General features: G+C 59.7%; 7 protein-coding genes and 1 tRNA gene. 4 read left to right on the top strand and 4 right to left on the bottom strand.

Annotation, left to right across the window (positions count from 1 at the left end; translation table 11 throughout):
- A partial coding sequence (locus VN887_15440) for a hypothetical protein (GenBank protein HXT41398.1) occupies positions 1–596 on the bottom strand: 596 nt, incomplete at its 3' end.
- A gap of 71 nt (positions 597–667) precedes the next feature.
- Positions 668–2,638, bottom strand: a complete 1,971-nt coding sequence (locus tag VN887_15435) for a DUF6600 domain-containing protein (protein ID HXT41397.1) — start codon at positions 2,636–2,638, stop codon at positions 668–670.
- 370 nt (positions 2,639–3,008) lie between these two features.
- Between VN887_15435 and VN887_15430 the strand changes: the two genes are divergently transcribed.
- Positions 3,009–3,097, top strand: a tRNA-Ser gene (locus VN887_15430).
- 39 nt (positions 3,098–3,136) lie between these two features.
- On the opposite strand, the gene VN887_15425 is transcribed toward VN887_15430, so the two are convergent.
- Entirely contained in the window at positions 3,137–4,969 is a 1,833-nt protein-coding gene (locus VN887_15425; GenBank protein ID HXT41396.1) for a PQQ-dependent sugar dehydrogenase, read from the bottom strand.
- A 12-nt stretch (positions 4,970–4,981) separates the two neighbouring features.
- Complete coding sequence (locus VN887_15420) at positions 4,982–6,556, bottom strand: hypothetical protein (GenBank protein ID HXT41395.1); 1,575 nt, start codon at positions 6,554–6,556, stop codon at positions 4,982–4,984.
- Positions 6,557–6,809: 253 nt separating this feature from the next.
- Here VN887_15420 and VN887_15415 point away from each other — a divergent pair, with 253 nt between their 5' ends.
- The 3 genes from VN887_15415 to VN887_15405 form a co-directional block, all read left to right on the top strand.
- Positions 6,810–7,763, top strand: a complete 954-nt coding sequence (locus tag VN887_15415; protein ID HXT41394.1) for a type II secretion system protein — start codon at positions 6,810–6,812, stop codon at positions 7,761–7,763.
- Positions 7,760–8,668 (top strand): prepilin-type N-terminal cleavage/methylation domain-containing protein, encoded by a 909-nt coding sequence (locus VN887_15410; protein ID HXT41393.1) that lies wholly within the window; start codon positions 7,760–7,762, stop codon positions 8,666–8,668. Before VN887_15415 ends, VN887_15410 begins: the two co-directional genes overlap by 4 nt.
- A gap of 20 nt (positions 8,669–8,688) precedes the next feature.
- A partial coding sequence (locus tag VN887_15405; GenBank protein ID HXT41392.1) for a prepilin-type N-terminal cleavage/methylation domain-containing protein occupies positions 8,689–8,898 on the top strand: 210 nt, incomplete at its 3' end.

Raw genomic sequence — 8,898 nt, 5'->3', positions numbered from 1 at the left:
GTGACGATGAGGTTGTATTGTCCGTTCGTTGATATCGCATTTTCAAAATTGAATCCGGTCCAGACAAACACGTTGTCGTCCAGCTCGTAATTGATTTTCAGGGTTGCGTTGTCGAAGTCGAGGGTGAACAAACGCGTGCCTCCGTTGTTCGCGCTGTAAACGCTCCAGCGAAAACAGTCCCGGTTCGGCATCGCGATCGTAGAATCGTAAATGGACATCGTGACTGAAAAGGTCACTATCGGCATGTTGGCGGCAACCGGATCGAAATCCAGCGGCTGCCAGACGTTCAAAGTCCCTTGCGTGTTGGTCAACGGATAGAATCCGACGAACGCCTGTTGCAGGCCAAACGGCTGGCCGCCAGGGCCGTTTTCAAAGGCATTTGTGACGAAGCCGTTGCCGTTGAAATCCGTACCTGTCCAATCGCCCTGGCCGATCAAGGTCAGGCGCGGGTCGAACCCCTCGGAAAGTTCAAACCCTGTCGAGTACAGGTTTGTACTTTGTGCGACAACCCGAAGCGGAAGAACACTGTTCAGGACGGTGAAAACAAGGCAGACAACTGCCAGTTTATTCGACCGCGAGAAGCAACCTGAGTGCATTGCGCTGTTCCCTTTGTCCAGATTGTTCGATCAACTCCAGACGAAACCCTCTTCCCCTCCACGGTAGCCCGTTAGCGCTTTCGTCCGCCATCATCCCGTGATGGAGCGGACGATGGGGCGGGCTGCGAACGAGGCGCCGGCGCCGAGTACGACGGCGGCGGGCTGGGCCGCGAGACCGGGGCTTCAAACGAACGCGAAGGGGCGGGAGGCGGTGAATAACTGCGCGGAGGCTGATAACCGGGCGAGCTGGAACGCGACTCCTGTACACGCGGCGGAATGTTATACACTGGCGCGGGCGAGGCAGGCCGCGACACCGCGGGCGGCGTATAGGTTAGCGGCGGTGTCACCTGTTGATATGACCGCGGCGGATTGGCGTGTTGAGGTCGGTCGGTCGGGGAGACGGAATCGCGTCGGAGAGGTTGCAAGTTTGGCTGCGGCTGATAGGCGCGCGAACGGTCGCCAATATTGGGCGTGGGTTCGGAGGTTCGTGGAAGCGCCTCCGCAAGCGGGCGCTGTGCCGGAGGCTGTCTCCCGATGACCGGGCTGGACTGCGTCACTTCCGGGTTTCTGCCTTCCGAGCGCGTGTTTCGCGAAATCGCTGGCGTACTTGGCGCCGGCCGCAAAATCTGCGGCGACGGTGTTCCGCGTACGGTGGACGGAACAACAAACCCGCCTCGAGCCATCCCCGAGGGTTTGATCCCTTCGCTCCTCGCCAGTATTTCCCCGCTCCTGCGCAGCTCCTGCTGTCGTTGGATGATTTGCGCCGGAGGCGCGGGCGCCTGCTGCGGCAGTCGGGGCCGGAATACTGCGAGCGTTTTGCCGTCACGATCCGCCCGGTCGGCCTTGATCACCGTGCCGCCTGCCGGGTTCGCGTCGCGCAATTCCACCTTCCGAATCTCTGTCCGGGTGACGGCCGCGATGGCGTTCCTGCCCGGCCCCACGTTTATTATGGCGCCGCCCCTCGGACCCGCGTTGAAATTGTTGATGATCCTCGTGCGATGGAAAATGTTCACGACCTCAATCCCGGGCAGGCAATGGCGCCACGGACGCGGATCGCAAAACAAACGTGTCGGGATGAATGTGAAACAATCGGGCACCAATCCGAAGTCAAATCCCACGCCCACCCGCCCACCGTGAAATCTGAATCCGACGCCCACGTCGAAGTACGCGCCTGGCGGCAAAGGCGCCCAGCCACAATACGAGTCCGAGTAACGCCAGGTCACCCAGGCCGGCGCCCAGGTCGAGTCCGGCGCCCAGACCCAGCCGTGCAGCGAGCTGCGATACCACCGGCCGTAATGAAACGGCGCCCAACCCCACGAGTAATCGGATTGCCAGTACCAGCCGCAATCGGTCCATACCCAGTGCCCGCTGTTGCAATAAGGCCGCCAGCCCGTGTCAACCACGGCCACCGTCGGCTGCCAGCACCAACCGTAGCCAGCGACCTCCACCCATGTCCCGTAGGGAGCCAGAGTCTGGTAAAAATAATTGTTGTTCACCTGTGGCGGCGGAGTGACGACTGCGGCGCCATCCGCCGTAACCGGATTGGTGTCGGTGGGAGGCTCGGTTGTCGCCGGCTCGGTTGCCGGTGGTTGTGCCACCGCATTTGTGTCCGGCGATGGCGCGACCGCGGGCGGAGTTGACTGGGCAGCCAGGGACTGGCTGTGGCGCACCATCGTGGAAATCATCTCGGCCGAAAGACCGAGGTCATGCAGGTACAAAATTTCATCCACACTCAACTTGTAAGGAACAGACGAGTTCTCGATGTAAGCCTGCAACACTTCATCGCCCACACCGGCCTGGGCCAATCTTACAATTTCGTCCACACCGGGCGAGAGTTTTGCCGGAGCAGTGGCGGTTTTTGGAAGCGGTTCAGTGGTGGCGCCGGACTCATTCGCCTCCGCCGGAGTGGCGGCCACCGCGGTGGCGGACGCGACGGATTCGGTCGGGCCCGTTTTTTGCGGCTGGGCTCCCAGACCAAACAGAAGAATAGTTCCGCCGACGGCCAGCGCCGGCAAGGTCGCAACAAGCACGCGGTTTTTCATAGGACTGTTCCCTTTCTGAAAGTTTTGCTCTCGATCTGTGATTCAAACGAAAAAGGATTGCGCACGACCCCTTCCCTGAACGCGCACCCGGCCGACCGTGCGGCGATGCGCATCGCACGTGGTCTGGTTCGGACGGTGAGAGCTGAGTTCATTTCTGATCTTTCTTTGCCCGACAGGTCTATCCCGGACCTGATTAATCTGGCCTTATTGACCGAATAAGTTCTTCCGTTATTCAACCACCGGAAACCAGACGCCCTGCCAAGCTGTTGCATACACTAAGGCCCTGGCGACGAATGTCAAAACTCCCCTGCACATCAGGCAAAAATCGTTGCGCCATCGGTTGAACTTCGTCAAATTGCGCTTGCGAGGTGGAGAGATGGCTGAGTGGTTTAAGGCACACGCCTGGAAAGCGTGCGTGGCTAAAACCCACCGAGGGTTCGAATCCCTCTCTCTCCGCCAGCTTGATTCAGGCTTGCCAGGAATTGATTCGCAGGACGCTTAATTGGTTCGGAATAAGTTCTTCGCCACTCCAGGCCCACCTGCCGGGCCACCGACGGACGTCGCCTTTTCCACGGTCTCATCGAACGACGCACCCGTGAAGTCAAGCCGGTAAACCATGCCTTCGTAGCCCACTACGTAAATTCCGCCGCGCTCGTCGGTCCCAAACGACGCGATGCCCTGCGGCGACTTGCCGATCTGTCGGACGACCTGGAGCGTGCGGTCCCGCTGCTTCAGCGCCCAGATCCGATGCGATGTGTAATCGCCGCAAATGTATGCGCCGTAAAATGACGAACGCTTGTCGCCACGATAAACGTAACCGCCGGTCACCGAGTTCCCGTATTTCCGTTTGTAGGCAAACACCGGCGGGACATAGACACATCCTTCCTTGCGGTAACGGTTCGAGAACGGCTCGAAGCCCTCATAGACATTCCAACCGTGATTTTCACCGCGTCGCACGATGGAGACCTCCTCGACGCGATCCTGTCCCACGTCGCCGACCCACAAATCGCCGGTGAGCGAGTCGAAGCTGAACCGCCAAGGCTCGCGAAACCCATACGCCCAGATCTCCGGCCGCGCGCCCGGCCGGCCGCGAAACGGATTGTCGGCCGGAATCGCGTAAGGCAGCCCGGCATCCGCACGGTCCACGTCAATGCGTATCATCTTGCCGAGAAGTATGCTCAAATCCTGTCCGTGGCCCTGCGGGTCCTGCTGCGGGCCGGTGTCGCCCATTCCAATGTAGAGGAAACCGTCCGGTCCAAAACCGATGCAGCCGCCACTGTGGTCCTGTGTCACGCTCACCATCTTCAACAGCCGCCGAGAAGGTTTGCCGGCGTCGGTCCGGAAATCGGGCGACGCCTCCCGTTCAACCACAACCGTCGCAATCTTCCCATCCTCGAAGACCTGGTGTTTGAGATAGTATTTGCGGTTCTCGCGGAAGCGCGGATGAAACGCCAGGCTGAGCAATCCATTCGGCCCGCGTTCGCTGAAGATATCCTTCGCGACGTCGGCGAACAGCGTCTTCGCGTCGTGAGCCGCGCTCTTTTGCAGCAACCAGATTTTCCCGGTTTGATGGACCGCGAGAAAGGCGTTGCTGATCCCTGGAACCTGCCCGAACCAGACCAGCCCGGAACGGACATCGCCCGGCTGCTGGACGAACGAGTGCGAGAAACGCAGGTCCTCGCTGAAAAATGGCCGCACGGTGACGGGCTTCGCCAGTTCGGGAACATCAACGGGCATGCCGCGATTGCTCGTGAGCGCTGACTCCGGCTGTTTGAGCGTGACGAGATATTCGACCAGATCGGTGAACTCCTGCAGCGACAACCCGGCCTGCAAACCTTCGGGCATGAGCGACACGTTGCTGCCGCGCTGCTCGCGGATGTCACGGGTGGCGATGCGGACCCGCTGGCCGTCCGCGCCCATCAGTTCAATCGCCTCGGCGGTCGCGTCCTTGAGAACGCCCTGAAACTGTTCGCCGGACTTTGTCTCCACGATCGTTGTGCCGTAACCCACCGCGATCTCCGCCGATGGCTCGAGCACGGCGCGAATCAATTCCATCCGCGGCAGCTTGTCCCCGACCGCGAACAGGTCCGGCCCTGCCTTGCCGCTGCTGCCATCCACCGAATGACATTTCACACAGGCGGCCCGCTGCTCGGAAGCGAAAAGTTCCCTGCCGTGAACCGCGTTTCCGTCATGGACCATCGCGAAGTCGCGATACTCGCGGAGTTGCCTGGAGGAGTTGCCCGGCGGAGAATGAACCGCCGGTTCGGCGCCGCGGGTGCAAATGGTCAGGACCACCACAACACAGATTTCTGAAACAACCTTGCGGCGCATAAACGATGATTTTTATTTTGCGAATTCACGGACGGCCTTGCCCGCTGCGTCGAGATTGGCCAGCCGCATTTCGGAATATTTGCGCGACAGAATGATGCCCTGCGCGCCCGCTTTCAGGGCGGCGGCGGTCGCGGCACAGCTATCGTCCGGCGCGGCCTTGCGCGAGTTTCTGCCCGTAGGGATGCCGATGTCGATGCCGGGCAGGATGCGGCATTTGCCCTGGACTCCGTCGAGCGCGCGTTTCGTTTCGCGTGCCACATAATCCGGCGACAAACCGGCCGCGGCCAGTCCTTCGAGGCTCGCTTCATTCCCGTAGTTCAGCAGATGATTGTTGAACCCGAGCAGTTCGCCCTTCGGCACGTCGCGGAAGACCGTCGAGCCGACATTGCGGATGAAATTGGCGTAACGTTCGCCCCCGCAGTTGTTATAGACCACCACCTTCAGGAAATCCGCCTTCTTCGCCAGCTCATCGTACCGGCGCGTGGCGCGAAAGATCGGGTTGAACGAGTTCACGTGCTCGATGTGAAAACCGACCTGCAGTCCGTTGCGGATTGATTTCACCGTCGCATTGACCTCGGCAAGAACCTGGTGTTTACCCTGGTCAAAGAGGTGGTCCCAGGCGATGATTTCCGGCCACTCGACCAGCAACCGCCAGAACTCGACAAAGTAACCGTCACTCGGACGCTGGTCTTTGAGCGCGGCCTGTACGAACTGGTCGAGCTTCGTATAGCCCTCGCGCGCGCGTTCGAAATTGATGCCCGCCGCGCGCGCCGCCGCCTGGTGGTGTTCGCAAAAGCACGTGACGCGCGATGAAGCGATGCTTTGCGCGTGGCTCGCGCCGAGCGCGTTCAACAACGGCCCGTTGCGCTCGTTGAAAAACAGGACGCCGTCAATGTCATAAGATTCGCAGAGATCGGCCGCGAGCCCGGTCCAGAACGCCCGCACGTCGGGATGAAACAGACAGAGCGTGCCCGTGCGGCGGCCCCGCAGGTCCACTTCTGCCACTTCCTTCACGCCCGGTACGTCCGAACGGAACACGTCCTCGATCGAACAAAACAATTTCATGCCGCGCTTCCGTGCCTCGGGCAGGACGGCCGCCACGATGTCCAGGTCGCCGTGGTCCGGCGCGCGCGTCTGTTTCAGTGCCGTGTTCCGGTAAAACTCCGCGTGCGGCGTGGCGTAATTACCTCCGTGAAAGGTTTTCTCGTCCGACTCCTGTTTGCCGTGATCCGGAAAGGGCTGGCCCGGAATCTGCCGTCCGCCCAGACCGCGGCCATAAGTGAACGTGGTCAGGAAAATGGTATCCACTGCGGCCCGCTCGTGCAGGAGATCGAGCACCTGCCCGACACCTTCGTCCACGAACGAGACCGCCCCGACCTGGATGCCAATCATTTTTCCCGCCGGCTGAGATTCCTCGAGGGCCGCTGTTGCCGGAAGCAATCCACCGAGGGCGGCGACGGCGGTAGTCGCGCCGATACCGCGCTTGAGGAATTCCCGGCGCGGGATTTCTTCGCCGGCATGGTTGACTCCATCATGCTTCAAGGCCTGCTTGCACCGACTGGAACCGGATTCAGGAACGGCTTTCATGCGAACACTCTGCCAAAAGTGATGGCGCCTGTCACGCGTTTGCCCCGGGTCTGGCCCGGTTTGGTTTGATTCACTTTGACAGGGCTGGACCGGGGCCGGGCTGTGGCTCGCGCTGCGCGGCCTGCCGCGCCATCGACGACAAGGCGACGACGTGGAAGCTTGACTACGCGAACCTACGCACGCGACTGCTGGCCAACGGGCAAATTCTGGAGTGGCAATGACGACTGCATTGAAGTAGCCTTGCCGATATTCCGTGAATCCCGATTTCCAGACCATAAAGGCCCGAAGCGCGAAGGCATTTACTTTGATCGAACTGCTGGTCGTCATCGCTGTAATCGCGATTCTCGCCAGCCTGCTCCTGGGGGCGCTCGCCAAAGCCAAGGACCAAGCGAATACGATCAAGTGCCTGAGCAATCTGCGCCAGAACACCCTGAGTTTCAAAATAGCGATTGACGACGATTCGGGTCGTCTGGCCCTCAACTATGATTCCGTTCCCGTTTCAGCTCCCCAGTCCTACGCGCAGACAGCACAAGGCCAGTGGTGGTCCAAACAATGGGGCGTGCCGGGCGCGGGATCGATCTGTCCCGCCGCACCTGAACGAAGCCCAAAGGCCCGGCCCCCTTCACCATTCCGCGGCCCCACAAAAGGATTCTATCCGGGATCAGTGTACTCCGCCTGGGTCGTGGACTCGCCCGATAATAGTGGTCCCTACTGGTGGAGTTGGTTTGATCCACAGCAGCCGAACCTTCCGCAGCACAGAGTGGGAAGTTATGCGCCCAATAATTGGTTGACGGGAGGCTGGTTGTGGACAGACGCCAACCAGGATACTCCCACAGGGAGAGATCACTTCCGGAGCGAAAGCGACGTCGCAACCCCGGCTGAAACCCCGGTGTTCGCTGATGGAATTTACTGGGGAGGGTGGGCTGGTTGGTGGTCGGGACCCATAGCGACCGATTTTCCGGCCCGAAACCTGGTGAACGGATTTTCGTCGGGTCTTAGTCATGGAATGGCCGCGTTTACAATTCCCCGGCACGGTTCGCGTCCATCGCAGATTTCCACCAACTACCCGCCGAACGCCAAACTGCCCGGCGCGATCAATATGACATTTTACGACGGCCACGCCGAAGCCGTGAAGCTGGAGCGTTTGTGGCAGTTTTCCTGGCACCGCGATTATCGCCCGCCCGCCAAGCGACCGGGGTTGCAATGAAGAGCCATCGTCCAACTTGCCCCGGTTTCACTCTGATCGAACTGCTGGTGGTCATCGCTATCATCGCGATTCTGGCGGCGCTGCTGTTGTCGGCGTTGTCGCGAGCGAAAGAGCAGGCGCGGGCAGTTCAATGCTTAAGCAATCAGCGACAAATCTTATTGAGTTACAGGCTCGCGCTGGATGATGAAATCGGGAGCAGTCTCAGCAAACAATCTGTGGCCGATTGGTATGTGCAGCAGGTCGGCAGGCCTGAACTCGGCTGGATTTGTCCCGACGCGCCGCTCCGAAAAGACCCAGCAGACCCTTCTTTGTATTGGCGGTACACGCCATACGAAAGATACGGAACGATAGACTCGGCGTGGAGCGTGGACTGGAGTGTATGGATTAAAGGAGTACCCAACACACTCAATCCTATCACACTTGCGGAGGTCGTTGGTGATGTTAATCGGGACGTAGTTCCTCGATTTCGTTCCGGCAGTTATTTCCTCAATCATTGGTTGCTCTTGCGGGATTCGTTGCCTTCGTGGGGCACAATGCGCACGAAGATTTTTGGAAACGAGGGACGAGTTCAACAACCGACATTGACTCCCCTGCTGGCCGATGGCGTCAGTTGGTTCGGAATCCCTACAGCCGACGGTCTTCCTGCTAAAAATTTGGCAAGTGTCGTCTCCACAAACGGCACCACGTTGCAGGAAATCAGCGCCATGAGCATGATGACCATTCCACGGCACGGAAGCCGTCCCAGTCCGATCCCCAAGAGTTGGCCTTCAAGTCAACGGCTTCCAGGAGCGGTGAACGCTGCCTTTTTTGATGGCCATGCGCAGAAGGTGCCGCTCGAACAGCTGTGGCAGTTGTACTGGCATTACGATTATCAACCGCCAGCCAAGCGTCCCGGATTGCCGTGAGCAAATTCCGAACAAGAAGGATGGTCTCGGTGGTCGCGTTCACCTTGATTGAATTACTGGTGGTCATTGCGATCATTGCGATTCTCGCTGGACTGTTGTTGCCGGCGCTCGCAAAAGCGAAGACCAAGGCGCAAGGCATTCAATGCCTCAACAATTTGAACCAGTTGAGCCTGTCGTGGATCATGTATGCCGACGACAACGCCGACAAAATCCCGCCGAACAATCTCAAC

It is taken from the genome of Candidatus Angelobacter sp., from assembly GCA_035607015.1.
Lineage (GTDB): Bacteria > Verrucomicrobiota > Verrucomicrobiia > Limisphaerales > AV2 > AV2.
Note: the sequence above shows the minus strand (reverse complement) of the source record. Positions and strands in the feature narration are given on the sequence as shown.